Annotated in this window: 23 protein-coding genes and 1 pseudogene; 9 read left to right on the top strand and 15 right to left on the bottom strand. The window is 65.8% G+C overall.

Annotated features, from left to right (window positions below; all coding sequences use genetic code 11):
- The 4 genes from JO059_RS02710 to JO059_RS02695 form a co-directional block, all read left to right on the top strand.
- On the top strand, positions 1-476 hold a 476-nt coding region (locus tag JO059_RS02710), incomplete at its 5' end, for a DegT/DnrJ/EryC1/StrS family aminotransferase (protein WP_293314582.1).
- A 2-nt stretch (positions 477-478) separates the two neighbouring features.
- Positions 479-1,504, top strand: coding sequence for a CDP-glucose 4,6-dehydratase (gene rfbG / locus JO059_RS02705; protein ID WP_293314581.1), 1,026 nt, complete (start codon positions 479-481; stop codon positions 1,502-1,504).
- On the top strand, positions 1,501-1,992 hold the full coding sequence (locus tag JO059_RS02700) for a GtrA family protein (RefSeq protein ID WP_293314580.1): 492 nt from the start codon (positions 1,501-1,503) through the stop codon (positions 1,990-1,992). The genes rfbG and JO059_RS02700 overlap by 4 nt, the downstream gene beginning before the upstream one ends.
- A gap of 105 nt (positions 1,993-2,097) precedes the next feature.
- Positions 2,098-3,627, top strand: coding sequence for a glycosyltransferase family 87 protein (locus JO059_RS02695; RefSeq protein WP_293314578.1), 1,530 nt, complete (start codon positions 2,098-2,100; stop codon positions 3,625-3,627).
- Between the two features lie 4 nt (positions 3,628-3,631).
- Here the strand turns inward: JO059_RS02695 and JO059_RS02690 are convergent, their stop codons facing one another.
- Both JO059_RS02690 and JO059_RS02685 read right to left on the bottom strand, forming a co-directional pair.
- The gene (locus tag JO059_RS02690) at positions 3,632-5,068 is read right to left on the bottom strand and encodes an acyltransferase (protein WP_293314576.1); all 1,437 of its coding nucleotides are present in this window, start codon (positions 5,066-5,068) and stop codon (positions 3,632-3,634) included.
- A 336-nt stretch (positions 5,069-5,404) separates the two neighbouring features.
- A complete protein-coding gene (locus JO059_RS02685; protein ID WP_293314574.1) occupies positions 5,405-6,868 on the bottom strand; it encodes an acyltransferase in 1,464 nt (487 codons plus the stop codon).
- Positions 6,869-7,296: 428 nt separating this feature from the next.
- On the opposite strand from JO059_RS02685, the gene JO059_RS02680 reads away from it, so the two are divergent.
- Positions 7,297-8,187, top strand: coding sequence for a class I SAM-dependent methyltransferase (locus JO059_RS02680; RefSeq protein WP_293314572.1), 891 nt, complete (start codon positions 7,297-7,299; stop codon positions 8,185-8,187).
- Between the two features lie 6 nt (positions 8,188-8,193).
- On the opposite strand, the gene JO059_RS02675 is transcribed toward JO059_RS02680, so the two are convergent.
- The 5 genes from JO059_RS02675 to mutA all read right to left on the bottom strand — a co-directional run bounded on the left by JO059_RS02675 (position 8,194) and on the right by mutA (position 16,250).
- Positions 8,194-9,384 carry a hypothetical protein gene (locus JO059_RS02675; RefSeq protein ID WP_293314571.1) on the bottom strand — a complete coding sequence of 397 codons (1,191 nt, stop codon included), beginning with the start codon at positions 9,382-9,384 and terminating at the stop codon, positions 8,194-8,196.
- Between the two features lie 136 nt (positions 9,385-9,520).
- The gene (locus JO059_RS02670) at positions 9,521-10,807 is read right to left on the bottom strand and encodes a serine hydrolase domain-containing protein (RefSeq protein ID WP_293314569.1); all 1,287 of its coding nucleotides are present in this window, start codon (positions 10,805-10,807) and stop codon (positions 9,521-9,523) included.
- Between the two features lie 217 nt (positions 10,808-11,024).
- Positions 11,025-11,996 (bottom strand): methylmalonyl Co-A mutase-associated GTPase MeaB, encoded by a 972-nt coding sequence (gene meaB, locus JO059_RS02665; RefSeq protein WP_293314567.1) that lies wholly within the window; start codon positions 11,994-11,996, stop codon positions 11,025-11,027.
- Positions 11,997-12,078: 82 nt separating this feature from the next.
- Complete coding sequence (gene scpA / locus JO059_RS02660; RefSeq protein WP_293314565.1) at positions 12,079-14,358, bottom strand: methylmalonyl-CoA mutase; 2,280 nt, start codon at positions 14,356-14,358, stop codon at positions 12,079-12,081.
- Positions 14,359-14,363: 5 nt separating this feature from the next.
- Positions 14,364-16,250 carry a methylmalonyl-CoA mutase small subunit gene (gene mutA / locus JO059_RS02655; protein WP_293314564.1) on the bottom strand — a complete coding sequence of 629 codons (1,887 nt, stop codon included), beginning with the start codon at positions 16,248-16,250 and terminating at the stop codon, positions 14,364-14,366.
- 172 nt (positions 16,251-16,422) lie between these two features.
- On the opposite strand from mutA, the gene JO059_RS02650 reads away from it, so the two are divergent.
- Positions 16,423-17,184, top strand: coding sequence for a TVP38/TMEM64 family protein (locus JO059_RS02650; protein WP_293314562.1), 762 nt, complete (start codon positions 16,423-16,425; stop codon positions 17,182-17,184).
- 81 nt (positions 17,185-17,265) lie between these two features.
- Positions 17,266-17,589, top strand: coding sequence for a hypothetical protein (locus tag JO059_RS02645; protein ID WP_293314561.1), 324 nt, complete (start codon positions 17,266-17,268; stop codon positions 17,587-17,589).
- Here the strand turns inward: JO059_RS02645 and JO059_RS02640 are convergent.
- From JO059_RS02640 to JO059_RS02625, 4 genes are all read right to left on the bottom strand, one after another.
- Positions 17,508-18,962, bottom strand: a complete 1,455-nt coding sequence (locus JO059_RS02640; RefSeq protein ID WP_293314559.1) for an MFS transporter — start codon at positions 18,960-18,962, stop codon at positions 17,508-17,510. The two genes, JO059_RS02645 and JO059_RS02640, sit on opposite strands and share 82 nt — an antisense overlap.
- A 105-nt stretch (positions 18,963-19,067) precedes the next feature.
- Positions 19,068-19,424 carry a DoxX family protein gene (locus tag JO059_RS02635; RefSeq protein ID WP_293314558.1) on the bottom strand — a complete coding sequence of 119 codons (357 nt, stop codon included), beginning with the start codon at positions 19,422-19,424 and terminating at the stop codon, positions 19,068-19,070.
- Between the two features lie 11 nt (positions 19,425-19,435).
- Entirely contained in the window at positions 19,436-20,602 is a 1,167-nt protein-coding gene (locus JO059_RS02630; protein WP_293314556.1) for an SPFH domain-containing protein, read from the bottom strand.
- A 28-nt stretch (positions 20,603-20,630) separates the two neighbouring features.
- A complete protein-coding gene (locus JO059_RS02625; protein WP_293314554.1) occupies positions 20,631-21,065 on the bottom strand; it encodes an NfeD family protein in 435 nt (144 codons plus the stop codon).
- 57 nt (positions 21,066-21,122) lie between these two features.
- Between JO059_RS02625 and JO059_RS02620 the strand changes: the two genes are divergently transcribed.
- Positions 21,123-22,028 carry a hypothetical protein gene (locus JO059_RS02620; protein ID WP_293314552.1) on the top strand — a complete coding sequence of 302 codons (906 nt, stop codon included), beginning with the start codon at positions 21,123-21,125 and terminating at the stop codon, positions 22,026-22,028.
- Here JO059_RS02620 and JO059_RS02615 read toward each other — a convergent pair.
- From JO059_RS02615 to fabG1, 3 genes are read right to left on the bottom strand one after another with little or no spacing between them, the layout of a single operon-like run.
- A complete protein-coding gene (locus JO059_RS02615) occupies positions 22,025-23,035 on the bottom strand; it encodes a ferrochelatase (RefSeq protein ID WP_293314550.1) in 1,011 nt (336 codons plus the stop codon). The genes JO059_RS02620 and JO059_RS02615 overlap by 4 nt on opposite strands.
- Positions 23,036-23,058: 23 nt before the next feature.
- On the bottom strand, positions 23,059-23,868 hold the full coding sequence (inhA, locus tag JO059_RS02610; RefSeq protein WP_293314548.1) for an NADH-dependent enoyl-ACP reductase InhA: 810 nt from the start codon (positions 23,866-23,868) through the stop codon (positions 23,059-23,061).
- A gap of 27 nt (positions 23,869-23,895) precedes the next feature.
- Positions 23,896-24,639: a 3-oxoacyl-ACP reductase FabG1 gene (gene fabG1 / locus JO059_RS02605; RefSeq protein WP_293314546.1), complete on the bottom strand. Its 744-nt coding sequence runs from the start codon at positions 24,637-24,639 to the stop codon at positions 23,896-23,898.
- 120 nt (positions 24,640-24,759) lie between these two features.
- On the opposite strand from fabG1, the pseudogene JO059_RS02600 reads away from it, so the two are divergent.
- Positions 24,760-25,599 (top strand): annotated as a pseudogene (locus JO059_RS02600) (hypothetical protein); the annotation flags it as partial.
- A 58-nt stretch (positions 25,600-25,657) separates the two neighbouring features.
- Here the strand turns inward: JO059_RS02600 and JO059_RS02595 are convergent.
- Positions 25,658-26,248, bottom strand: a 591-nt coding sequence (locus JO059_RS02595; protein WP_293314544.1) for a VWA domain-containing protein, incomplete at its 5' end; no start/stop codon positions are given.

Below are 26,248 nucleotides of genomic sequence, written 5' to 3'. Positions count from 1 at the left end.
ACATCTACAGCCACATCGGATACAACCTGAAGGCCACCGACATGCAGGCCGCACTAGGCCTGTCGCAGCTGGCCAAAATCGACGGGTTCGTCGATGCCCGCAGGGATAATTTCAACTACCTGACCTCGCGGCTGTCGGGCGTCGAGGGACTCATCCTTCCGGTCGCCACGCCCAAGTCGGACCCCTCGTGGTTCGGTTTCCCGATCACCCTCGATCCCGAGCACCCGGTGGACCGCACGAAGTTCATGCAGTTCCTGGACGAGCGCAAGATCGGCTTCCGCCAGCTATTCGCGGGCAACCTCGTCAAGCAGCCGGCCTACCGCAACGTCGACTTCAGGATCGTGGGGGATCTGACGAACACCGACATCGTGATGAACCGGACGTTCTGGGTGGGCACCTATCCAGGCCTGACCAGGCCGATGCTTGACTTCCTGGCGGACTCGATCCAGGAATACATGGGCGAGGCTGCGCGATAGCCGTGCACTACCTGATTACCGGACACACCGGGTTCAAAGGGGCGTGGCTGACGCTCCTCCTGCTCAGCCGCGGGCACCGGGTGTCCGGTCTTTCCCTCGACCCTGGGGAAGGCAGCCTGTTCAAGCGGGCGGGCCTCGGGGACCAGCTCGTCTCCGATTTCCGTGTAGACATTCGTGACGCCGGGGCTACCGCGGCGGCGGTGGCCGCGACAGCACCCGACGTGGTGGTGCACATGGCGGCCCAATCGTTGGTTCGCGAGTCCTATCGCGATCCGCGCTACACCTACGAAACAAACGCCATGGGCACGCTCAACGTGCTGGAAGCGGTCGCGGCCACCCCCTCGGTGCGGGCGCACGTCGTCATCACCACCGACAAGGTCTACCGCAACATCAACCAGGAGGCCGGTTACGTCGAGACCGATCCCCTCGGCGGCGACGACCCCTACAGCGCATCGAAGGCGATGGCCGATCTGCTGACCCAGTCCTGGATTCGTAGCTTTCCCGGCACACCCACCGCTATTGCCCGCGCCGGCAACGTCATCGGCGGCGGCGACATCACTCGGGAACGGCTGCTGCCAGACCTGATCGCCGCCTACACGTGTGGCCAGGCGCCGCTGTTGCGGTTTCCCCATGCGGTGCGGCCGTGGCAACACGTACTCGACTGCCTCAACGGCTACCTCACCCTCGTCGATGCGCTGTTGGACGGCTCCGGCCTGGGACAGTGGAACTTCGGGCCCGGCCGCGACAGCTTCGTCGAGGTCGGCCAGGTCGCCACGCTGGCGGCCGAGCAGTGGGGCGGCGGCGCCCATTGGGAGCTTGATCCTGGTGAACACCCCCATGAAGCGAACCTGCTGGCCCTTGATGCCACCAAGGCGCAGCGCGAACTGGGCTGGCGCAATCGGCTCGGGTTTCGCGACGCCCTGGCCTGGACGATCGACTGGGAGCGGCGCGTTCTTGCGGGTGCCGACGCGCTTACCGTGACCCGGGAGCAGATCGACGCGTTCGACGGCTGCAAAGGCCTCGAATGACCGAATTCGACCTGCCACCCGAGGCGGCGCCGCCGGGCCCGCTGATCCGGCTGTTCAACGATCAGCGGGTGGCGTTCCTGGTCGTCGGGGGAATCAACACAGTGGTCGGGTTCGGGATCTTCATCGCCTGCTCGCAAACCGTGGGCCACCTTGTCGAGCACCCATTGGGCAGGGTGGGCGCTGCGCTGCTCACCGTCGGCATCAACCACGTACTGAGCGTGCTGTTTGCTTTCGTCATGCATCGGCGGTTCGTATTCCGTGTCCAGGGCCACCTGCTGCGAGACCTTGCGCGTTTCTGGAGTGTCTACATCGTCGCCGGGATCTTCAACTTCGTCGCCTTGCCTGCGCTGGTCGAGCTGGGCTTGGGTCGCATTCCGGCTCAGGCCATCATCGTGGCGGTCATCACGCTGCTGAGCTGGTTCGGCCATCGGCACTACTCATTCCGGCGCGGCGCCACCGACACTCAGGGCGAGACGTCGCGCATCTAGAGCTGCTCTTCACATGCCACCTCACTATCGAGCGACACGCCAGAGCACGCAAACACCACCACGTCGTGAAAACCGTTGCGCTCCAGGAACGTGCAGGAGAAGGCGGTGAACCGGCCACTCGAGGCGTTTGCTGCCGCGGTCTCGGCGATCCGGGGGCGGCTGTCGGTGGTGGCCGGCCAATCCGAGCGCACCCTCTTGCTCGGCGTTATCCTGCTGGTCTCAATATTCTCGGTTTTCAGGGGCTTTGTGCTCGCCCGGTACTTCTCATTGGATGTGCTTTCCACTCTTGTCCTGAGCGTTCCCGAGGACTGCCTCATCGATTGGCCCATGAAGGTCGGCCGACATTGCTTCAGCGACTATTCGCTGGTGGTGGGCTACGGGATGCGGCCCGACCCGTGGGACCTCTTCCCCCTCCCCAATTCCAAGTTGGCTCACAATAACTACTCGGCGGCAGGGATGCTGCCCCACATGTTGTTTGGGTCCCTGGGTAATTTGCTGCATGCGCCACGACTGGGGCTGTTGGGCTATCTGCTGGCCTTGACGGCGGCGTGCCTATCTCCAGCGGTGTGGGCGGCGCGGGGAGCTCGCGGTCTGGAGCGGTTTGCGGTGTTCATGGCGTTGGGGGTCGCGGCCATCCCGCTGTGGACGGCAATCGATCGGGGCAACTCGGTGGGCTTCATGGTGCCCATCGCGCTGGTGTTCCTGGTGGCATTATGCCGACGGCGCTGGAGGCTGGCGGCGATCATGGTGGTCTTGGCGGCGCTGGTGAAACCGCAGGTTGTCTTGTTGGCGGTCGCGTTGTTCGCGGCGCGCCAGTGGCGGTTGGGCGGCTTGGCCGTGGGCGGGGCCGCACTCACCAACCTTGCCGCATACCTGGTGTGGCCGAGTCACTTTCCGACGACCATCCTGCAGTCGATCCACGAGGCCCTCGGCTTCGGTTCGTCCGGTTCGTCGGCATCCAGCGCAGATGTGTTCAACATGTCCTTCACCGAGGGACTGCTGATGATTCCCGATGACATCAAGGCCGGTGAAACGGGGGGGAAAATACCGGCCGGATTTATGGCCGGCCCGCGATCGCTGCTCGGCTATGTTGTGCTGGTTCTCGTCGTGGTCTGCATTGTGGCGCTGGGGCGACGCATTCAGCCGGTCATGGTGGGCACTGTGCTCCTGGCGACCGCATCGCTTTTTCCCGCCCTGGTTCCCGCCTACTATCTGGTATTTGCGTTGCCAGTTGCGGCCCTCGTTGCCCGAAACCCTGATGGGCCACCAGGATCCGGCATCTTCGACAGGCCTGCGACTGTCGGCGGCCGCCGCCGTGCGGTCGGTTTACTGGTGAGTCTGGCCGCGGCTCTCACCATCGCACAGATAGTGCCGATCGGCCCACCGCTCTGGAACCAAGCCATGGGAACCGGCGCGATAGTCCCCCACCTCATTGGAGTGGTGACGTCGGTGAGAATGGCGCCGGTCCTCTGGCTGATTGCCTGCGTGGCAATTATTGTCTCGTACGCGCGCAAGCCCACTCCTTCACATCGCGGTGAACGGTGGCCCTACCCGGATGGCTCCCAAGATATTGCGGCCAACGACTCGCTCCGCGGCGTGACTGTCCCCACGAACGAGTCCCAACCACGGATCTGAGTAGTCAAACCACCTCTGGTGCAACGGAATTCGCGACCGGCTTGCGAACACAGCCGCCAAGGTCGCCGTTGGCTACCGGGTCGAGCGAGTCTATGACCGACGTAGATGTCACTCGGCCGGCGCCAAGATGAGCTGGGTCCGGTTCACTCAGACGCAATAGCGACTGGTCGTGTGTCGAACCGCCTCCCGGTGCGCACCCCGGCACCATCGCGTTCTCAGTTCTCGTCGCGCGGCGCATGCGCCATTTGAGAACGGGTTCTTCGACCACCCTGTGCAAAACCCAGGCGATGAGGACGACGAGCATGGTGGCGAGCGCCCATCTCGCTGCGTAATTCCCGCCCGGCATTGCCAGGTAGACGCCGTTGAGAATTCCGAGGTGAACCAGATAGATCGGATACGTCAGCTCGCCCATCCAGAACAGGAGGAATGCGGTCTTACGCTGCGGCACCGTCCGCAGGCGCGCCTTTCGATTCCACAGTTCGCAGCCGACAATTACCGGAATAAGCGCAAGCGCGACAGCAGCGGGCATGACGACTGCGTGGATTCGAAACCACTGTTTGCCGTCCCCGGTGCGGGCGAACTCTGCGAGGGCCTCATGGCTCACAAATGAATATGCGAGGTAAATGCCGACGAGCAGCACCGGCCACAGCGCCACGATGACACGTGAGAAGCGCGCGAGTCGCGGTACCCACCAGTTCGCCAGGAATCCGAGCAGGAAGACATCAATGTTGCCGAACAGGGTCGGATAGATGTAGGCCGAATAGCTCGCGTATCCGCCGTGCTGCGTCCACACGTAGTTGCGATTCATGACACCAACGGCGAGCACGAGCAACGTCGCGATGGGCAACAGCACCTTCCGGGTCGGCGTGAAAAAACGTGACGCGGCCAGCGCGATAGCAAATGCGCCCGGAACCAGGAGATAGTACTGCCACTCCGTGGACAGGCTCCAGAATGGCCCAATCACGGCAACGCCCTGTCCATTGAATCCGAAGAGCACGATCCGCACACCTAATTGGGGCGTCGGACGCTGGCCAGGCCCCGACGGCCGCCAAATCGTTCCCAACACCAAGACAACGAATAAACCGGCGACAACCATCAACGGAAAGATTCGAAGGAACCGATTGCGAAGGTACATACTCACGCCCGACCGAGACAGGTTGTACTTGCCCGTGTAGAAGCCCTTACCCATCAGGTAGCCAGACAACGTGAAGAACAGCACCATCCCGAGCCAAGCCGGCGACTCGAGGATCCACGCCCATCGACCGTGTCGATAGACCCAACCCCGATTGAACGCGTAGACGCTATGCGCGATGTATACGAGCCCGCATGCCACGCCTCGTATCAATAGCAACCAATCTGCATCGCGGCGCGAGCCGCGCGGCATAACACTGGTACGTAGCGGCGCCGACCCGGCAATGCGGGCCGGAAAGAAGCGGCTCACTCCAGACGCATAGATGCAGTAGAGGGCAATCGGAGCAGCGGCGACGAGCCACCAACTCTGGGACGGCACACCTGTGTTGAGCAACGCGAGACCACACGGAGCACCCAGGACGCAAAGGAACGCGACCGGTCTTTTCATGTTAAGTGCATCCCTCGCTCACCCGCATTCCCGTCCTTCATGAGTCCCCGCAGACTAACGGACGGTTATCCGTCCCGTCCGTCGATCTCAGCAATTGCGGCGGACAAACGCACAATCGAACCGCAGGCTGTCCATAGACTGCAACACTGGCGATGTCTTGGCATGTCGAATACCGTTGATTCGGACCATAACTCGTAGTCAAACGACTTCTGAGTTGACAGAGTTCGTAACAGGCTCGCCAATAAAGCGGTCAAGGTCACCGTTGTCGCCTGAATCAACCTGGTCTCGTTCACCGGGACCCATGAGCGCACTTACCCTCTGCCCACCTAAACGAGTCGAGTCCAGTAGCCGAGCCTCCGGCTCCATGCAGCCCTCGGGTTTCGCCGCGCGGTGCATTCGCCTGCGCCAGTTGAGAACAGCTTCTTCGACCGTCATGTGCAAAATCCAGGCGATCAGTATGACGAGGATGGTCGCGATCGCCCATTTCTCCGCATAGGTCTGTCGCGGCATTCCTTCTTGGACGCTGATCAGGATTGCGGAGTGCACGAGATAGATGGGATACGTGAGCTCGCCTACCCAGAACAAGACGAATGCAGTCTTGCGCTGCGGCACCTTCTGCATTCGCGCCTTCCGATTCCATAGTTCGCAGCCGGCGAGCACCGGAATCAGCGCAAGCGCGATTGCTCCGGGCAAAATGACCGCGAAGGTTGGAAACCACGTCTGGCTCCCGCTTATCATGGCCTGGTAGCTAATGAATGAATATGCCAGATAGATCCCGACGAGAAGCAACGGCCACGCCGCCGTGACGCGTGCAAGGCGCGCGAGCCGCGGCACCCACCAGTTGGTCAGGAACCCAAGCAGGAAAACATCAATGTTGCTGATCAGCGGCGTCAACATGTAGTACGCCCAACCGACGGCGCCGTGATGCGTCCACATGTACTCGCGAATCAGGACGCCGACGCCGAGCACAAACAGCGTCGCAACAGGTAGCAGCACCTTTCGGGTCGAGACGAAACGATGGGACACGGCAAGCGCGATAGCAAACGCGGCGGGAACCAGGAGATAGTACTGCCACTCGGTAGACAGGCTCCAGAATGCGGCAATCGCAGCAGTTCCGAGCGAGCCGTTGTATTCGAAGAGCGAGAGCCTCACGGCCACCTGCGGCATTGCGAGCAGCTTTGGCGAATTCAAAGCTGCTATCAACAAGGCGACAACGAACATCAATGGGAAGATTCGCAGGAACCGATTGCGAAGGTACAGCGCGACTCCCGGTTGAGACAGGTCGTACTTACCCGTATAGAAGCCTTTTCCCATCAGGTAGCCAGACAGTGTGAAGAACAAGATCATCCCGAGCCAAGCCGGTGACAGGAGGATCCAGGCCCAGCGACTATGGCCAAAGCTGGCGTCGTGGCCGAATGCGATTCCACTGTGCATGACGAACACGAGCCCGCACGCCAGTCCTCGTATCAGCAGCAGCCAGTCGGTGTAGCGACGTGAACCGCGCGGCATAACACTGGTGCGCTGCGGCACCGAACCGGCTGGGCGGGCCGGAAAGAACCGGCGCACCCCGAGCCAGTAGATGCAGTACAGGGCGACTGGAGCCGCGACGACAAGCCACCAACTCCCCGATAGCGCCCCCGTGCTGAGCAATGCGAGACCCAACGGGGCAACCAGAATGCAAACGAAAGCGGCCGCTCTTCTCATCTCAATTGCACTCCGGGCCCACCCGCATTCTCCTCCCTGCGTCCTCGCAGACTAGCGGAGCGATATCCGCCCCGTCCGTCGTTCTCATCAATTGCCGCGGCCCAGCAGCGCAATTGAACCGCCCCGCACGTCTGCATGCGCCGGGCAGGGGGACAAACCCGAGAGGCGCAAGGAGCATCGATCGAGCCAGATCAAGGCACCATGTTCCGGGCGCGTGCTGCGCCCGAGTTTCCACGATTTTGGGGAAGCCCACACCGCAGGCCCTACTATGTGTTGACGCTGCGGGCGTTTGCCTGACACCAAGGAGATACGATCACCAGCCACGATGCGGCCCAATGCACGCCGCCGCTTTCCACGATGACGACGTCCAAGGGCGCCTCAGGCTGATGAATGTTTTAGCAGCGGTCAAGGGCCGCGTTGGGCGACCCGTGCTGCTCAATGTCCGCCCCCCGCGCGACCACCGCGCCGACGAGGTCGGCCGCTGCCTGGCGTGCGGGGCTGACACCACATTCGTATTCAATTCCTGGACCGTTGGGGACGACCTGCGATCCTTCTGGGCCGATCCGGACGTGGCGCACGCCTTCACCCGGCGCGAGAGTATGTTCTGCCGGGACTGCTGCGGGAGCCTGCGGGTGAGACGCATCGCCGAGGTTCTGGTCTCGCTGTACGGGCCGCCAGGGTGCGCGTCGTTAGCCCAGTTGGTGGAAAACGCAGCATTCCGGGACCTCGACATCGCCGAAATCAACACCATCGGATCCATTGGGTCGATGCACGCTCTGCTGCAGCGGCTGCCACGGCTGGCCTTCTCGAACTATCGGGGCCCCGAGCGGCTTGGACAACTGATCGACGGCGCCCGCAACGAGGACATCTGCCGACTTACCTACGCCGACGCCAGCTTTGACATCGTCCTATCCTCCGACACCTTGGAGCATGTCCCGGACTTCGGCGCCGCACTCGCCGAGACGCGACGGGTACTACGCCCCGGAGGACGCCACATCTTCACGGTCCCCGCAGTTTGGACGCGGAGTACCACCGAGGCACGGGCCCGGATCGGCGACGACGGTGAGATCGTCCACCTGATGCCGGCCCTCTACCACGGCAAGGGTAGCGGCGCATACCGATTCATCCCCGTGGGAGCCGATTTGCTGACGTTCACCGAGTTCGGTCGCGACATCGTTGACTACGTGCGGGAGGCGGGCTTCGAGCCTGAGGTGTACGCGGGATCCGACGAAGTCACCGGCGCTGAGACCGTCCTCGCGGGACGCGTCCCTGTCTGAATTCGCTTATCGGCGCAGTTCGATCGACCAACCATTGCCAAAGATCGTCTGTCGGCAAACCGGTTCACCGCGAGTCACGCACTGTTGCAATGCAGTGAGATCGGGCCGGTAGGGGTACGGTGCCGGAGCAAAGTCGTGCGCCATCGCACCCGCCCCTACCAACAACCACACCCCCGCCGCGACAGCCCATCGGCGGGCACCGATCACCGCCACGAGCAACACGATCACTATCGCCGTCGGGACGACGAAATGGCGCTGCCAAGTGAATGGCGGAGGCATGTAGCCGTAAGCCATGACGGGTGCGGCGAGCAGCGCAAAGTGCAACAGCCACAACGCTACCGCGGTGCGTCTTAACACCACGATCGTGATCACGACCGCCCCGACACACCAGACCAATGCCGCCAACCAGCACGCCACCCACCATGGCGAACCCAGCAACTGACTGTCACCGAAAAGCCAATCCAGCCCGATGCGCTCAACCCACACCCTCGGCAGATAAAGCAGCCTCCCGCCGGCCCCTTGGCGATCCGAGAACACGAATATCAGGGCCTGAACCAATGCGGCCGCCACCGCCACGGCTACCACGGCAAGGCCGTGGCGTGACCGCGTCCGCCGCCACCGCCAGATAAACCACGGCACGAAAAACGCGATGAGCGGACCACTTAAACCCAACGCCGCCACCGCGGCGAGTTCACCGAGCCTGCCAACACGGCTGGTCGGATCATCCGACAACATCAGCAGCAGCAAGGTAATCCCGCCGACGAAAATCAGATTCGCGACGTTGCCCAACACCTCCCACAGCGGCGGCATAAGGCACAACAAAGCAAACAACACTGAACGCAGGAACTGACCGGGAATGATCCAATCAAGCCGCGGCGACAACGCGGGAGACAGCATCGCCACGTGAACCATAAGCGCCGCAGCGGCATACAGGACGGGAGCGGCTGTCACGGGTAACGGCTCAAGAACAGCGGCAATCACCCGCGGAATCAAATGAAGGTAGCCCGCGTACGGCTCCCAAAACGCCGCAGCACCACTGTTGTGTGCCTGCGCGAGAAAAATCTGACCGTCTTCGGCGTAGAACCCCGGATGCCTAAGCCGCGGAACCGCGCGCAGCAACAACAAACAAACCGCCAGCACCGCGACCACGGCAGGGTACGGGACGCGATTCTTCCGCGGCACCTCTGCTGATTTCATCGAGCCTCCCGCACACCGTTGGCACAACCGCCGACACCACGCGCAGCGTTGCGGAGTCGGCGCGCCGGAGCCACTTGCGGAAATGCATGCCGAGTCGGTGACGAGAGTATCTGGTTCGACCGCCGGACGAGCTGCGTCAGCCGGCGACGGCCCCCGGCTCCGAGTACGGCGACCCGAACTCGGTCACCGGGCGAAGGCCGCGCTTGCGGACCTTCGCGGCGGCGTCCCGGATCAGCTTGTAGATTCCCGCGAAAGCCGCGTGATCCGTCATCACGAACGGTGTCAGCAGCCGGTTGTGCACCAACGCGAACGCCACCCCGTGCGCGGGATCGGCCCAGCCGACCGAACCGCCCAACCCGGCATGGCCGAAGCCCGGCATCACGTTTCCGATCGGCACGCTGTGGTAACCCAGGTGAAACGCCAACGGCACGAACAAGTTTCGATCCGGCCGCAGGCTGCGTCGGCCGGTCAGGCCCGCGACCAGCTGACGCGACAAGAATCGGGTGCCATCGATCTCGCCGCCGTTGGCGATCGCGCCATACATCCGCGCCAGCGCGCGAGCGGTCACCACCCCATTGGCCGCCGGAATCTCCGCGTCGAGCAGCGGAACCTCGCCCTGGACGGCGGCAACAACCCCAGGGAAGTACATGGAACGCCACCCGCCGGACAGCTGGTTGGCGATCCTGCGCGTTGCACAGTCGACGACACGGTTGCCAGCGATGCTCTGCGGCATGATGATCTCCGCCACCCTCGTCGGCGACCCGGCGGGTGGCCGGCCCAGATGAAAGCCATCGCTGTTCAGCGGCTCGGCGAGCTCCTCGCGAAACAGGACGCGCATGTCCTTCCCGGTCACGGCCCTGGCCAGCCCCGACATCAACCAGCCGAAGGTAAGCGCGTGATACGCCGATTTGCCCAGCAGGCGTCCGGGAGGCGCTGCCGCTAGCCGGTGCTCCATCACGACATGGTCCAGCAAGTCTTCTTTTGTCGCGCCTCGCAGACCCGACAGCCCGGCGGCATGCCTCATCACCTCACGAACCGTGAGGGTCCCCTTGCCGTTGGCGGCGAACTCCGGCCAGTATTCGGCGACGGGTGCCTCGTAGTCGATCAGCCCCCGGTCGGCGAGCCGGTGGATGACGGTGGCGGCCATTCCCTTGCTTGCCGAAAACACCATCGGAGCGGTGTCCGCCGACCAGGGCACGTGGCCGGCGCGATCAGCCCACCCTTTCCACACGTCGACGGCGGGCTGGCCGTCGACGTACACCGCCAGCGCCCCGCCACCGAACCGGCGCCCGGGGAACATGGTTGAGAAGCTGCGAATGACGCAATCAAAATGTGGGTCCGCCGCACCGAACACGCGATGACCTGCGTCAGGGACATCGCGGGGAGGGACCGCGCGGCGATCGACCCGAGACTCCTTCGTCACGGTATCGAATTTACTTGCATCTCATACTGTCCGTCAGGCAAACGACGGCGAATTTACCGTTCCGTTAGCGAGACGCAGCGTGCGGTATTCGCTGGACCGCTACGGGGGAGATCTCAGTTCAGGCCGAACGCGGCGCGGCGCCATTTGTTGACCTTCTTCAGACGATCATCACGGATCCCGGACGCGACCGACCGACCGAGCGAATGAGGTCAAGCCGTCAATCCGACGCCGCCGCCAGTATTCGCTGGGCCGCTAAGGCCGGGGTCAGCTCCCCCGTCTTGACCTGGCGTTCCACGTCGGCGCGGATCCGGCGCACCTCCGGGTTGGACAGCACCCGGTCCACGACCGCGTCGCGGACCAGCTGCCAGGTCCAGTCGACCTGCTGGGCGCGCCGCCGCTCGTCGAACTCTCCAGCGTCGGTCAACACCTGGCGATGGCGCTCGATGGTTTCCCACAGCTCGGTCAGGCCCGTCCCCTCGGTCGCACTCATCGTGAGAACCGGTGGCCGCCAGAGTATTTCGCGTGGATAGATCAATCGCAGCGCCGAGGCAAGCTCCCGGGCCGCTGACCGGGCCTCGGCCAGATGCTCTCCGTCAGCCTTGTTCACCACCACAATGTCGGCCAGCTCCAGCACGCCCTTTTTAATGCCCTGCAGCTGATCGCCCGCGCGGGCCAGGGTCAGCAACACGAAAGTGTCGACCATGTTGGCAACAGCCACCTCGGACTGCCCCACTCCGACAGTTTCCACCAGGATGACGTCGAACCCGGCGGCTTCCAGCAGCACGATGGTTTCCCGGGTCGCCTTCGCCACGCCGCCCAGCGTTCCCGACGTCGGCGACGGGCGGATGTAGGCATCGGGGTGCGTCGCCAACCGCGCCATCCGGGTCTTGTCGCCGAGGATCGACCCGCCGGTTCGGGTCGACGACGGGTCGACGGCCAGCACCGCGACCCGATGTCCCTGGTCGATAAGCCGCATGCCGAGGGCCTCGATGGCGGTCGACTTGCCCACGCCCGGAACTCCGGTGATGCCCACGCGATGCGCCTCCCCGGCCTCCGGCGTCAGCGCCAGCAGCAGCTTCTGGGCCTGCTCACGATGGTCGGCACGGGTGGATTCCAGCAGCGTGATGGCGCGCGGCAACGCCGCGCGGTCGCCGTCGCGGACGGCGGCTGCCAACCTTTTGGATGTCATGGCCGTCCCCACCCCGCGAGACTGCAGCTAGCTACGCATTTCGCGAGTTGCGGCGTCATGGAATACAGTTTCGCGGCGCTACTCACTGGCTCAGGTCGTACCCCAGCCGCTCGGCGAGCTTGTGCAGCAAGCCGATTGCGGCGTCGGCGATCACTGTGCCGGGCGGGAAGATGGCCGTGGCCCCCGCGGCGTACAGCTCGTCGAAGTCGCCGGGCGGAATGACGCCCCCGACCACGATCATGATGTCGGGCCGCCCCACCTCGGCCAGCGCGTCGCGCAGCGCGGGCACCAGCGTGAGGTGGCCGGCCGCCAGCGACGACACCCCGATGACGTGGACGTCGTTATCGGCGGCCTGCCGAGCCACCTCCTCGGGCGTGGAGAACAGCGAGCCGACGTCGACGTCGAACCCGATGTCGGCGAATGCCGTCGCGATCACCTTCTGTCCGCGGTCGTGGCCGTCCTGGCCCATCTTGGCCACCAGGATCCTCGGCCGGCGACCGTCGGCCCGGGCGAACTCCTCGACCAATTCGGTGGCGCTTGCGATGTTTGTGGCCTTTCCGGCTTCGTGACGGTAGACCCCGGCGATAGTACGGATCTCCGCCTGGTGACGGCCATACACCTTCTCGAGGGCGTCGGAGATTTCTCCGACGGTCGCCTTGGCCCGCGCCGCGTCGATGGCCAGCGCCAGCAGGTTGTTGCCGAGACTTCCCCCGCAAGCGGGAGGTACCCCCACGTCGCCGGCGCGACCATGCGCGGCGGCGGCGCGCGACAGCTCGGCCAGCGCGGCGTCCACCGCCGCCTGGTCCCGGTCCGCCCGCAGCTCTTGCAGTTTCGCCAGCTGCTCGGCGCGCACCCGACTGTTTTCGACCTTGAGCACCTCGATCTCGTGGTCCTCGTCGACCTGGTATTTGTTGACCCCGATGACCGGTTGCTGACCGGAATCGATGCGGGCCTGGGTGCGGGCGGCGGCCTCCTCGATGCGCAGCTTGGGGATGCCATCGTCGATCGCCTGCGCCATGCCCCCGTGCTCGGCGATCTCGGCCATGTGCGCGCGGGCCTGCTGCGCCAGGCGGTGGGTCAGCCACTCCACGTAATACGAGCCGCCCCACGGGTCAATCGGCCTCGTGGTACCCGACTCCTGCGCCAAGAGCAGTTGAGTGTTGCGGGCGATGCGGGCGGAGAAGTCGGTGGGCAGCGCCAGCGCCTCGTCGAGGGCGTTGGTGTGCAGCGACTGGGTGTGGCCCTGGGTGGCGGCCATCGCCTCGATGCAGGTGCGCGCCACGTTGTTGAAGGCGTCCTGGGCGGTCAGCGACCAGCCCGAGGTCTGTGAATGTGTGCGCAGCGAAAGCGATTTCGGGTTACTCGCCCCGAACCCGGCGACCAGCTCGCTCCACAGCAGCCGGCCGGCCCGCAGCTTGGCGACCTCCATGAAGAAGTTCATGCCGATGCCCCAGAAGAACGAGAGCCGGGGCGCGAACTTGTCGATGTCCAGCCCGGCGTCCAGCCCGGCCTTGATGTAGTCGACGCCGTCGGCCAGCGTGTAGGCCAACTCCAGATCCGCTGTGGCGCCGGCTTCTTGGATGTGGTAACCGGAGATCGAGATGGAGTTGAACTTCGGCATCTTGGCGCTGGTGTAGGCGAAGATGTCAGAGATGATGCGCATCGACGGCTTCGGCGGATAGATGTAAGTGTTGCGCACCATAAACTCTTTGAGGATGTCGTTCTGGATGGTGCCCGCCAACTTCTCCGGCGGCACGCCCTGCTCCTCGGCAGCCACCACGTACAGCGCCAGGATGGGCAGCACGGCGCCGTTCATCGTCATCGACACGCTTACCGAGGACAGGTCGATACCTTCGAACAGCTGCCGCATGTCGAGGATGGAATCTATTGCCACACCGGCCATTCCGACGTCGCCCTGGACGCGCGGGTGGTCGGAGTCATAACCGCGGTGGGTGGCCAGGTCGAAGGCCACCGAGAGACCCTTTTGGCCGGCGGCGAGGTTGCGCCGGTAGAACGCATTGGAATCCGCGGCGGTGGAGAAGCCGGCGTATTGGCGAATCGTCCACGGCTGGTTGACATACATCGTCGGGTAGGGACCGCGGAGGAAGGGCGGCTCGCCGGGAAAACTGTTCAGCGGATAACCGGCCGCCGCGGCGACCGCGCGGTCGGCGGCGATGTACACGGGCTTGACATCGATGCCTTCCGGCGTGTGCCAGTACAGCTGCTCGGGCGCGTACCCGTGCGCGGACGCGGCCACGGCGACGTGGTCTTGCACGGCCGCCTCGGTTGGGGGGGCCACTCCGCGGTCGCCGCGCAGCGGGACCTCGGCGAAACTGCCAACAACGGGTGTCGTCATCGTCATGGTGGCTACGCTCCCAACTGGCTGAGCAGATCCGACAACGCTTGCACCGCATTGATTTTCGCGGTCAAGAATTCGTCCGGCCGGTGCTCGGCGTCTCCGAGCGCCTTCTCGGTCCCGGCCAGGTAGACCGTCGACACCCCGGCGCGTCGCGCCGCATGCATCACGGCCGGGGCCTCGTCACCGGAGCGCCTGTCGGTGCCGCAGATGACCGCGACGGCAGGCGAACCCGCCGCGGCAACCACACCGGCGACCCCGGAAGCGTCGACGGGTCCCGGGTTGACCGCCTCGATGCCGCCCGCCGCGAGCAGGTTGGCCGCGAACGTCGCGCGGATGTTGTGCTCGGCCAGCGGACCCAGCGGCAGCAGCAACGCCTTCGGACGCGAGCCGGTGCGGGCCAGGAAGGCGTCCGACCGGTCGCGCAGCGCCTCGAACTCCGCCGCGTAGCGCCGCACCGCTGGCGACGAATCACCTTGCGGCAGTGCGGGTTCCTCGAGATTGGGGTATTCGTTGACCCCGGTGATCGCGGTGCGGCGATGCGCGATGTCGTCGGCGCGTCGCGCGGCGATCTCGGCGATCCGCTTGGCGACGAAGTCCCGCGCCTGGGTAAAGCCGCCCCGCGCCTCGAGCTCCTGGAACTGCTGCCACGCCCGTTGCGCGAGCCGCTCGGTGAGGTCCTCGACGAACCACGAGCCACCGGCCGGGTCCAGCACCTGCCCCACATGCGACTCCTCCAGGAGGAGCAGCTGAGTGTTACGGGCGATGCGGCGCGCGAACCCGCGCCCCACCCCGGGAAAACCGCCCGGGATTGCCACGTCGAACGGCAGCACCAGCACGGTGTCCGCGCCGCCCACGCCGGCGCCGAACGCGGCCACCGTCGCGCGCAGCATGTTCACCCACGGGTCGCGTTGGGTCATCATCGGCAGCGACGTGTGCGCGTGCACGACGGCCGCGCCGCCATCGGGGTCGCCGACCACCTCGGCGACCCGCGCCCACAGCCGGCGCGCGGCGCGCATCTTCGCGATCGTCCCGAACTGGTCGTCATCGGCGGCCAGCCGAAAGCTGATCTGCCGCAGCGCCTTTCCGACCGAGAGCCCGGCGTCTGTGAGCGCCCGCAGGTAGGACACCGCGACCGCGACGCTGGCGGCCAGCTCCCAGGTGGCGTTGGCGCCCAGGTTGTGGAAGGCGGGCCCGTCGACGGTGATCGCCCGCACCCCGGGCTTGTCCGACGCCCGCGTCGCGATCGTCACCACCTGCTCCATCGACGGCGCCGCCGCGCCGCTCAGCGTGGCGGTCAGCGGGTCGGCGCCCAGGTCGATCGACAGCGCCGGTTTACCCCCGGCCCGGTCGACCAACGCCAGCAGCGCCTCGGCGGCGTCGGCGTAGTCGGCGCCCGCGTCGAGGACCACCGGCACAAGGTCCAGGTAGACCCCCGACAACAGCCGTCCGAGCTCCCCGGCGGACACGCCGGATTCACCCACCCGGATCCGCAGCGCGCTGACCCCGTCGGCGAGCGCGGCCAGCACCGCGGCGTTGTGGTCGTCGCTGGCGGGATCCGGGGCCAAAACCGGGCCCAAAACCGGGCCCAAAACCGGGCCCAAAACCGGGAAGGTCTCGGCGACCTTCCATCCCGCGTTGGCGTCGCGCAGCGCGTCGCCCCCGCGCACGTAGGGCCAGTCGCCGGGTAGCGGCGGTTCGGGCAGCTCGTCGAGCGCGGTGTAGAGCGCCCGGATCGCGATCCCGTCGTAAGTCGGGGTGTCCAGCAGCCGCTCCGGCTCGTCCCCGAGTTCCCCCGGATCCTTGCCGGTGCTCTTGGACAGCACCCCGGCGACCGCCCTGCGCCAACGCGCGCGAACCTGTTCCAGGTCGGCGAGTTCGCGTACATCAATGGACACCGATTGCTCCCTTTTCCCAGCTGATAGGGCCACTGCGGGGATTGCCACTTACTAATGAGGCTAGTTGATGCCGCCTCTCGGGAAAAAACCAGCGGACGCCCCCAGCGGCTCCGAGAGGAAACGCCAGGCTGGGAAACGAGGTATTCACCTGAGCCCCGTAACCTTGACAGCCGTGACGGATTCCGCCACCAGCAAATTCACCGATACGCCGCGCGCCGCCGTGGCCGCGCTGCGCACGGCCGCGCGTCAGCTCGCGGGTCCCCGGACGCTGGCGATGGTGGCCGGTATCACACTCCTGATCGCCGCGGCCACCTGGCTTCCCGTGCCCAGCCCGGTGCAGATGCGCGACTGGGCGGAATCGGTAGGCCCGTGGTTTCCGGTGGCGTTTCTCGGGGCGCACATCGTGGCGACGGTGCTGCCGGTGCCTCGCACGGCGTTCACCCTGGCCGCCGGCCTGTTGTTCGGCCCGGCGCTGGGCGTGCTGATCGCGGTGGTTGCCAGCACGACGAGCGCGGTGCTCGCGATGCTGCTGGTGCGTGCGGCCGGGTGGCAGCTGATCCGCCTGGTGCGCCACCGATCGATCGAAACGGTCGATGAGCGCCTGCACAAGCGCGGTTGGGTGGCCGTGTTGTCGCTGCGGTTGATCCCCGTCGTGCCGTTCTCGGCGATCAACTACGCCGCCGGTGCCTCGGCGATGCGGCTGATGCCATACACGCTTGCCACGGTCGCCGGTTTGCTGCCCGGCACCGCCGCCGTCGTCATTCTCGGCGACGCGATAGCCGGTCACCCCAGCCCCCGCCTCGCCCTGGCGTTGCTGGGCACGGCCGCCTTGGGGCTCGCCGGGCTGATGGTCGAGGTCCGCCACTACCGGCGGCACCACCACAAGGCGACGACCGACCCCGCGACCGACCCTGCGTCCGTCCTCGCAGCCTGATAGCGTCGCCGGAATCACCGCCCCGCGCGTCGGCGGGCCAAGCCGCTTTCTTCAGGTTCGCTTCACGTTCCACCGCCTGGCGTGCGCTCGGCCAGTAGCGTCCTCGGGTACCGATACCCCGACGACCTGGGAAGCCGCATGACCGTCAACGACACCCCCGCCCGCCGCTACCCCCTCGCCGTCGTGATCGGCGTCGGGGTGGCGGCCCTGCTGCTCGGCGCTCTTGCGGTCTTCGCGGTGACCGGCCTGGTGTGGACCGTCCGCGTCCAGTTGCCGCCGCCGCCCTATCCGCCGCAGTTGTCGTCGAACGGGCCGGGTTGTGTCTACACGGCCCCACCGGCGCCGGGTAGCGCGCCGACGTCGGCGCCGGTGCCCGCTCCCCCCGCGCCGCCGTTTCCGCGCTGAGTTTCGGCGAGGTCTCCGGCCTCGCCCGGTGCCTCAACGGGCGTCCAGGAGCCCAGCAACGGCTTGCCGGCCACCTCCGGGGCGAAGAACAGCGTGACTGCCCCGACCAGCCCGGCGAATATGAGCATGTAGGCCGGCGCCATCGGTTTGCCGGCGGCGACCAGCGACTCGGCGATCAGGGGCGTGGTGCCGCCGAACGCCGACACCGCGATGTTGAATCCGATCGACACCGCGCCGTAGCGGACGCTGGTGGGAAAGAGCGCGGGCAGGATCACCGGCTCCAGGCTGCTCAGAAAGAGCATGGGCAGGCCGACGAGCAGCACACCGAGGAACTTCGTGGGATACGCCCCGCCGAACCGCATCAAGGAAAACGCCGGGATCGAGACCACCACGAGCAGGCCACACCCGGTCCACAACAGCGGTTTGACACCTATGCGGTCTGACAGTCTCGCGATGAGCAGCACGCCGACGGTCAGCAGGGCCAGCACCACCAGGACCATCACCAGCGCCGGGTTGTCCGCCACGGCGGCCGTCTTCTTCAGGTAGGTCGGCACATAGCCGCTGACCATGTAGCTGGTGTCGGTGACCGCAAGCTCCACTCCCAGGCAGATCAGCAGCCCCTTCCACTGCCGCACGACCGTCTGCACGAATTGATTCCGGCCGGAAACCGGTTGCTGGTGCGCGTGCATCTCCTCGTACTCCGGCGATTCGTCGATCCGCGAGCGCAGGTACACGGCGATAAGGCCAAGGGGAGCGGCCAGCAGAAACGGGACGCGCCAGCCCCAGGCCAGCATGTCGGCGTGCGGCAGCGCGGCCTGCAACCCCGTGACCAACGTGGCGCCCACCACGAATCCTGCCAACGTGCCCACCGGCAGGAATCCGGCCATCATGCCCCGCTTGTGGGTCGGCGCGTGTTCGGCGATGAAGGTCATCGCTCCGGCGTATTCGCCGCCGGAGGAAAGCCCCTGACAGACGCGAATGACCGTGAGCAGGATCGGCGCCCAGACCCCGATGGTGTGGTAGACGGGCAGCACGCCGGTCGCGGCCGCGCACACCGCCATCAGCGAGATCGTCACGACAAGCACGGGCTTGCGCCCGATGCGATCGCCGAGCGGGCCGAAGATCACCCCGCCGAGCGGCCGCACAACGAACCCCGCCGTCATCGTGCCGAAGGTGGCAAGGAGGTTGCCCGTGCCGGAATTCTCTCCCGGATAGAACTTCTGGGCCAAGATCGTCGCGACGAGGCTGAACAGGGTGAAGTCGTAGGCCTCCATGAAGTTGCCGATCGCCGTGCCCTCGATCGAGCGACGTGCCGCTCCGGCATCGACCACGGCAATCTCCTCACGCGTCCACGTCTCGGGTTGGTGTGGCATACCCTAATCGCCCGCCGCCCACGCGGCGGGCGCCGCTCCCCGGGCTCCCCGGGCAGACGCTCGCTTGGCAGAACTCGCCGGGAAAATGGTCCAGGTACGCCTGAATTACTCCTGGTCCGGGCCCATCACCGTCATCGCGGCGAAGGTGGCCAGAAACGACGCGGCCGGAAGGGCATTCACGACCTTGTCGCGTGCCCGGATGTGCGCGCCGACGGCCAAAGCGAAATACACCGTCAGCATCGCCGTCGTCAGCCGCGCCAACGCGGGAAAACGGCTGACGGACAGCAGGCCGATCGCCGCAAGGCCCTTGACCACCGGCAGGACGGGGCGAACGCCATCCGGCACCCCCAGGCTGTCCAACGACTTGGTAATGGGAGCAATGGGTATCGCGCACGCCACCGCGTCGCCAGCCTGGAGCGCGGCCAGCGCCACGTATGCCTTGGGTGATGTCAAAACGCTCATCGATCGGATCCCTACTGAGCCAACTGCGGTGGTGTTCCCATGGTGCCGTCAATCCCCGGACGCGGTATCACCTCGGTATTCGAGACCGCAGTACCGGAAGCCGTCTGCGCCGCCTGCGCGATCGCCGGGTCGGTCTTCGTGGAGAACCAGTCCGCGACGTCCTCGTCGTCGCCCGAGGCATGTTTGGGCAGATCGTCATCCGGCGACGGCTGGAACCGGAAGACCCCGTCCTCGCCCGGCGCGCCAAGTAGCTTGGTGAACCCCTGCAGCGCCGCGCTGAAGTCGCTGGGCACCACCCACACCTTGTTGGCGTCACCGCGCGCCATCTGCGGCAAGGTCTGCAGGTACTGGTAGGCCAGCATCTCGGGGGTGGGCCGGCCGGCCTTGATCGCGGCGAATGTCTTCTCGATGGCCTTGGCCTGCCCCTGCGCCTGCAGGTAGGTCGCGGCACGTTCGCCCTCAGCGCGCAGCATCCTGGACTGCCGGTCCGCCTCGGCGGCCAGGATCGCTGCCTGCTTGGCGCCCTCGGCGGCCAGGATTTGGGCCGCCTTCTGGCCCTCGGCCTGCTTGATCGCCGCCTCGCGGGTGCCCTCGGCGGTCAGGATCATGGCCCGCTTCTCCCTATCGGCCTTCATCTGCTTTTCCATCGACGCCTGGATCGACGGCGGTGGGTCGATGCTGCGCAGCTCCACCCGGGCCACGCGCAGACCCCAGCGGCCGGTCGCCTCGTCCAGCACGCCGCGCAATTGGGCATTGATCTGGTCGCGAGAGGTCAGGGTCTGCTCGAGCGTCATGCCGCCCACAACGTTGCGCAGCGTGGTGGTGGTGAGCTGCTCGACCCCGACGATGTAGTTGCTGATCTCGTAGACGGCGGCCTGAGGCACGGTGACCTGGAAGTAAACCACGGTGTCGATGTTGAGGGTCAGGTTGTCCTCGGTGATCACCGGTTGCGGCGGGAACGACACCACCCGTTCGCGCAGATCCACCCGCGCGCGCACCCGGTCGATGAAGGGCACCAGCAACGTGAGTTGTCCACTGACCGTGCGGCTGTACCGGCCCAGCCGCTCGATCACCGCCGCCTCAGCCTGTGGGATCAGCGCCACCGATTTGGCCACCACGATGATCGCGAAGATCACCAGGACGACGAAAAATGCCAAACCAGCTACCGCACCTTGCATCGAAGTTCCTCCTCGTTCTCCGGCAGGATCAGATGTCCTTGATGACCACCGCGGTGGCGCCGTTGATCTGCATGACGGTAACGCGCTCGCCGGGTTGAAACACGTCGCTGTCGTTCAGGGGACGCGCCGTCCACACCTGGCCATCCAATTTCACTTGGCCTTCATCGCGTGCGACCCGGTCGAGCACCAGCGCGCTTTTGCCCTCCAGCGCCTGAATGCCGGTCGGAAGTCCCCTCGCGGGGGTGAGTCGGCGCCGCAGGGTCGGCCGCACCACCGCGAGCAGCAACACCGAGACCGCCAGAAACACCGCCGCGTCGCCCCATACCGGCAAGTCCAGCAGCCAGCTGCTTCCCGCCGCGGCCAGCGCGCCACCCGCGAGCATCAGCAAGAATAAATGCCCGGTCAAGGCCTCCCCGCCGGCAAGCATCAGCGCGAATATGAGCCAGATCACCGCGGCGGGCATGCGGCCAGAATACGCGTGATCGGCCTTAGCAGGGACAAACAACTACACTCCGACATCATGTGGTGTCCCAGTGTTTCGCTGTCTTTGTGGGCCAACGCGTGGCTCGCGGGCAAGGCCGCGCCCGACGATGTCCTGGATGCGTTATCCCTTTGGGCGCCAAACCAATCGGTCACTGCCTATGACGCGGTCGCCGCGGGCCACACCGGATTGCCGTGGCCGGATGTCCATGATGCCGGAACGGTATGCCTGTTGCAGACGATGCGCGCCGCGGTCGGCCGGCCGGCTGCTCTCGGTGCGATCAATGTGGCCTTGCCCGTGCCCGGAGACGTACGCGGCCTGGCGGCCGGGACACAGTTCGAGCGCGATGCCCTGGCGGCGCGCGAGGCGGTGATCGTTGCTGGCCCAGCCAACCCCGATAATCCCGCGGCCGCGGTCGGTCTGGTCCCCGAGTTTTCCTACAACGATCTCGAGGAGGCCGACGGTGAGGCGCGCCAGCCCGAATCCTGCGGCCTCTCTTGGACGGTGTATTCCCTGCCCGGCGCGCCCGCGTGCGACCACTATGAACTCGGCGACGCCGAGTACACGCTGCGGTCGGCGGTGCGCTCGGCGGCCGATGCGCTCGGGGCCATCGGCCTGGGCGCCGCGGCCGACATCGACGACCCCCGGGGACTTGTCGAGCAGCTGCTGGATTCGGCGCGGCAACACCGTGTTCCCGACCATGCGCCGTCGCGCGCGTTGCGGGTACTGGAGAACGCCGCGCACGTCGACGCCATCATCGCCGTCAGCGCCGGGCTCAGTCGATCTGCTGACGCCTCAGCCGATCGCATCGGCAGTGGGATCGGAACACAATCTTCCTCGCAAGCCCGGATCACCACGGATGCTTTGCGTCCGCTGACCGCTGTGGTGCGCTCGGCGCGGATCGCGGCGGTGAACGCCATCCTTAACTCGGCTTGGTTTGACTAAATGCTTTGCCCCGCAACGCAATGCGGCGGACGGCACGGCGCCCCGTTGACGCTCGCGAGGCACCCGGGGACCGGATCAGGCCCCCTCGCCCGGTCGGGCGCCCGCCCGTAGCGCAGTTCGTCGATCAAACTTGCGGCGAGCCGGGCGAATCCCGGTTCGGCATTGGGTGTCGCGACCCTGGCGAAGCCCTGCCCCGCGGCTTCGGCCTGTGATCGCAATTCCTGGTCGAGATCCCACACGACCTCGATGTGATCGGCGACGAATCCGATCGGGCACACGATGACGGCTTTGACGCCGGACACCGCCAGCGAGGCCAGGTGGTCGGCGACATCGGGCTCCAGCCAAGGAACTTGGGGCGGCCCCGATCGTGACTGCCAGGCCAGATCGTAATCCGTGTAACCTGCCGCGGTCGCGACAAGCCTTGTGGTATAGGCCACTTGGCTGCTATACAGTCGCGGGCCGCAGCGCTCGTCGGCGGCCACCGGGACGGAATGCGCCGTAAACACCAGCCGCGCATCGCCGGGCACCGTCGCGGCGGCGGCCGCGATGTTGTCGGCGAACATCTCGATGAAGAGAGGGTGGTCAAAGTAGGGTCGCAACTTGACTAGCTCCGGGGCACCCGGCCCGGCGGCCAGACGGGCTCGCGCAATGTCTTCGACGTACTGCGTGCAGCTCGAGTAACCGCTCCACGCCGACGTGGTGAACACCGCGGCGCGACGAATGCCGTTGTCGCGCATCGCCTTGACGGTGTCTTCGACGTACGGTTCCCAGTTGCGGTTGCCGAAATAGACCGGGATGTCCAATTGCGCTTGTAGCTCGGTCATCAACTCGCGGTTGATCCGGTTGATCGGCGACACACCGCCGAAATGCTGGTAGTGCTGGGCCACTTCGTCGAGGCGTTCGGGCGGCACATTGCGACCGCGGGTGACGTTATCCAGGAATGGCCGGACCTGCTCGGGCCCCTCCGGGCCGCCGAACGACAGCAGCAGGACGGCGTCGAATTCCATTAGAGCTCAGAGTAATTCCGCTGTTAGAGCAATTGCGTGCTGGCGCCGCCATCGGCGAAGATGACGGTGCCGGTGGTGGCCGGCAGCCACTCCGAGAGCAGCGCGCACACCGTCTTGGCGACCGGCGTCGCGTCCTTCATGTTCCAGCCCAGCGGTGCACGCTGATCCCAGCCCTCCTCGAGCAGGTGTATCTGCGCACCCGCCTCTTCGCCGAGCGCGCCGCCCACGATCGCGCTCATCGCCAGCGTCCGGATCGGGCCTGCCGCAACAAGGTTGGAGCGCACACCGTACTTGCCGGCCTCCCGGGCGACGAATCGGTTCACCGACTCCAGCGCGCTCTTGGCGACGGTCATCCAGTTGTATGCCGGCATCGCGCGCGACGGGTCGAAGTCCATGCCCACGATGCCGCCGCCGGGATTCATGATCGGCAGCAGCGCCTTGGCAAGCGAGGCGTACGAGTAGGCGGAGATGTGAATGCCCTTGGCAACGTCCTCGAACGGCGCGTCGAAGAACGGGTGGATGCCCATCCCGGTCTGCGGCATGAAGCCGATCGAATGCACCACGCCGTCAAGCTTGTTGCCCTCCCCGATGATCTCGGTTACCCGGTCGGCGAGGGTGTTGAGGTGCTTCTCGTTCTGCACATCGAGCTCGATCAGCGGGGCTTTCTGCGGCAGCCGGTCCGCGATGCGCTGGATCAGCCGCAGCCGGTCAAATCCGGTCAGCACCAGTTCGGCCCCCTGCTCCTGGGCCACTCGCGCGATGTGAAAAGCGATCGACGAGTCGGTGATGATCCCGGTGACCAGAATCCGTTTGCCTTCAAGCAGTCCTGCCATGTCCGTCCTTTGAAGTCGTGCTGTGAATCAGTGGCCCATACCCATGCCGCCGTCGACCGGGATGACGGCACCGGAGATGTAGCTCGCATCCTCGGACGCCAGGAAGCTGACGACGCCGGCGACCTCGGCGGCGGTGCCGACCCGCTTCGCCGGGATGAATTGGAGCGCCCCCTCCTGGATCCGCTCGTCCAGCGAACGGGTCATGTCGGTGTCGATGTAACCGGGGGCCACCACATTCGCGGTCACGTTGGCCTTCGACATCTCCCGAGCGATCGAGCGGGCCATGCCGATCACGCCGGCCTTGGAGGCCGCGTAATTGGCCTGGTTGCCGATGCCCCAGGTGCCGGAGACCGAACCGATGAAGATCATGCGGCCGAACTTCTTCCGCTGCATGTTGCGCGAGGCCCGCTGAGCCACCCGGAACGCCCCGGTGAGGTTGGCGTCGATGACCTTCTCGAACTTCTCCTCGGTCATCCGCATGAGAAACGCGTCCGCGGCCAGGCCGGCGTTTGACACCAGCACCTCGACCGGGCCCTGATGCTCTTCGACCTCTTTGAAAGCGCGATCGACGGCGGCGTTGTCGGTGACGTCGCACTCGACGCCGAACAGCCCGTTGGGCGCCCCTGATCCGCGGTGTGTGACGGCCACCTTGTGGCCGTCGGCGGCCAGCCGCTGCGCGATTGCCAGGCCGATCCCCCGGTTTCCGCCCGTCACCAGGACCGAACGGGATACGAACGCGGGCTTACCGCCGTCGGTAGCTGGGTCAGTCACTCGGACAACCTATCGTCGCCTCTTCCCGCGAACCGAACCGGGCTGCGCTTTTCCAGACGAATTATCGCCGTGGTGTTCGGCTCGCGAAGCGATGTCGGTGTGGCGCAGCACACTGCGGTCATGACAGCCCCCTTCTACGGCAGCACTGCACTGGCCACGGGCGCTCTGACGAGTTACCAGTTGCGCAGCCGGTGTGTCGCGCTGCACAAAGACGTATACGTGCCACGCGATGTGGAGTTGACCGCGCAATTGCGCGCAAAAGCGTTGTGGCTGCGCTCGCGAGGGAAAGGCGTCCTGGCGGGCTACTCCGCGTCCGCTCTGCATGGCGCCAAATGGATCGGTACGGACCTGCCCGCGGCCATCATCTATGCCAACAGTCGCCGCGAGCCGGGAGTCCAGACCTGGGAGGACCGCATCGAGCCCGACGAGATCTGTCTGATCGGTGGCATGCGCGTCACGACACCCGAGCGGACGGCCCTCGACCTGGCAAGTCGATTGCCGCTGGACCTCGCCGTCGCGGCGGTGGACGCTTTGATGCAGGCGACCGCTGTCAAAATGGCCGACGTCGAGCAATTGGTCGATCGTTACCGGGGCCGACGCGGCATCAAAGCAGCCCGAGCCGCTCTCGACCTTGTTGACGGCGGTGCGCAATCGCCCAAGGAAACCTGGCTGCGCCTGCTACTGATACGTGCGGGGTTTCGGCGTCCCCAAACCCAGATCCCGGTCCACAACGAATGGGGTTGGGCCGAAGCGTATTTGGATATGGGATGGGAGGACGTCAAGGTCGCCGCCGAGTATGAGGGTGAGCATCACCAGTCGAGCCGCTACCACTATGCGAAAGACATCCGGCGTCTCGAAAAGGTCGAGCGGCGCTACGGCTGGCGCGTCGTTCGTGTGATAGCAGAAGATCGTCCCAGCGACGTCATTCGCCGGGTAAGCGAGGCGGGCGCTCCGCGAGCCGAACCACATCGCGAAATCCGGGGCCGAAAATCGCAGCCAGGTTCGGCTCGCGGCATAGCTACGTCGGCAATCGGCGGTTGATCAGCAGCGCCGCCAGCGCGGCCGCCGCCAGGACCACTGCACCCAACCGCAGCCACCCCGCGCTGGCGTCGCCTTTGATCGTTTCGTAGCCGATCTGCTCCTGCAGAGACGCGTAGACCCCTTTCAGCTCGGTCAAGCTGGCGGCGTTGTACCAGTTTCCACCGGAGAGCTCCGCCACCCTTTTCATCGTGGTGTCGTCGACCGGGACGGGCTGGCGCTGATCGTTGATATCGACGAACCCGTACGGCGTGCCGAACGAGATCGTCGAGATCGGCACGCCCTGGTCCTTGGCGGTGCGCGCGGCGGTGAAGGCGCCCTTGGGATTGTCCGGATTGGTCGGCATCGTCTCCTTGCCGTCGGAGAACAACACGATGCGCGCCGGCGGCGGCTTGTCGCCGCCGCCGATCACCGCGCCCACGGCGGCGATGGCCTGCAACGCGGTGAAGATGCCCTCCCCGGTGGCGGTGCGGTCGGCGAACTGCAGCTTGTCGAGCCCGTTCTTGGTCGCCTCGCGGTTCGTCGTCGGCGATACCAGCACCGTTGCGGTGCCCGCGTACTCGATCAACCC

This window comes from Mycobacterium sp., from assembly GCF_019247615.1.
GTDB lineage: Bacteria > Actinomycetota > Actinomycetes > Mycobacteriales > Mycobacteriaceae > Mycobacterium.
The sequence above is the reverse complement of the archived record's forward strand: the minus strand, read 5'-3'. Positions and strand labels throughout refer to the sequence as shown.

What these genes read in the sequence shown, in the direction of transcription:
- JO059_RS02680 (WP_293314572.1), top strand. Translation starts at nt 7,297, where the DNA reads ATGAATGTTTTAGCAGCGGTCAAGGGCCGCGTTGGGCGACCCGTGCTG.
- inhA (WP_293314548.1), bottom strand. Translation starts at nt 23,868, where the DNA reads ATGGCAGGACTGCTTGAAGGCAAACGGATTCTGGTCACCGGGATCATC.
- JO059_RS02635 (WP_293314558.1), bottom strand. Translation starts at nt 19,424, where the DNA reads ATGAGCGTTTTGACATCACCCAAGGCATACGTGGCGCTGGCCGCGCTC.
- JO059_RS02700 (WP_293314580.1), top strand. Translation starts at nt 1,501, where the DNA reads ATGACCGAATTCGACCTGCCACCCGAGGCGGCGCCGCCGGGCCCGCTG.
- meaB (WP_293314567.1), bottom strand. Translation starts at nt 11,996, where the DNA reads ATGACATCCAAAAGGTTGGCAGCCGCCGTCCGCGACGGCGACCGCGCG.
- JO059_RS02640 (WP_293314559.1), bottom strand. Translation starts at nt 18,962, where the DNA reads ATGCCACACCAACCCGAGACGTGGACGCGTGAGGAGATTGCCGTGGTC.
- JO059_RS02630 (WP_293314556.1), bottom strand. Translation starts at nt 20,602, where the DNA reads ATGCAAGGTGCGGTAGCTGGTTTGGCATTTTTCGTCGTCCTGGTGATC.
- JO059_RS02615 (WP_293314550.1), bottom strand. Translation starts at nt 23,035, where the DNA reads ATGGAATTCGACGCCGTCCTGCTGCTGTCGTTCGGCGGCCCGGAGGGG.
- JO059_RS02625 (WP_293314554.1), bottom strand. Translation starts at nt 21,065, where the DNA reads ATGCCCGCCGCGGTGATCTGGCTCATATTCGCGCTGATGCTTGCCGGC.
- scpA (WP_293314565.1), bottom strand. Translation starts at nt 14,358, where the DNA reads ATGACGATGACGACACCCGTTGTTGGCAGTTTCGCCGAGGTCCCGCTG.
- JO059_RS02620 (WP_293314552.1), top strand. Translation starts at nt 21,123, where the DNA reads ATGTGGTGTCCCAGTGTTTCGCTGTCTTTGTGGGCCAACGCGTGGCTC.
- JO059_RS02675 (WP_293314571.1), bottom strand. Translation starts at nt 9,384, where the DNA reads ATGAAATCAGCAGAGGTGCCGCGGAAGAATCGCGTCCCGTACCCTGCC.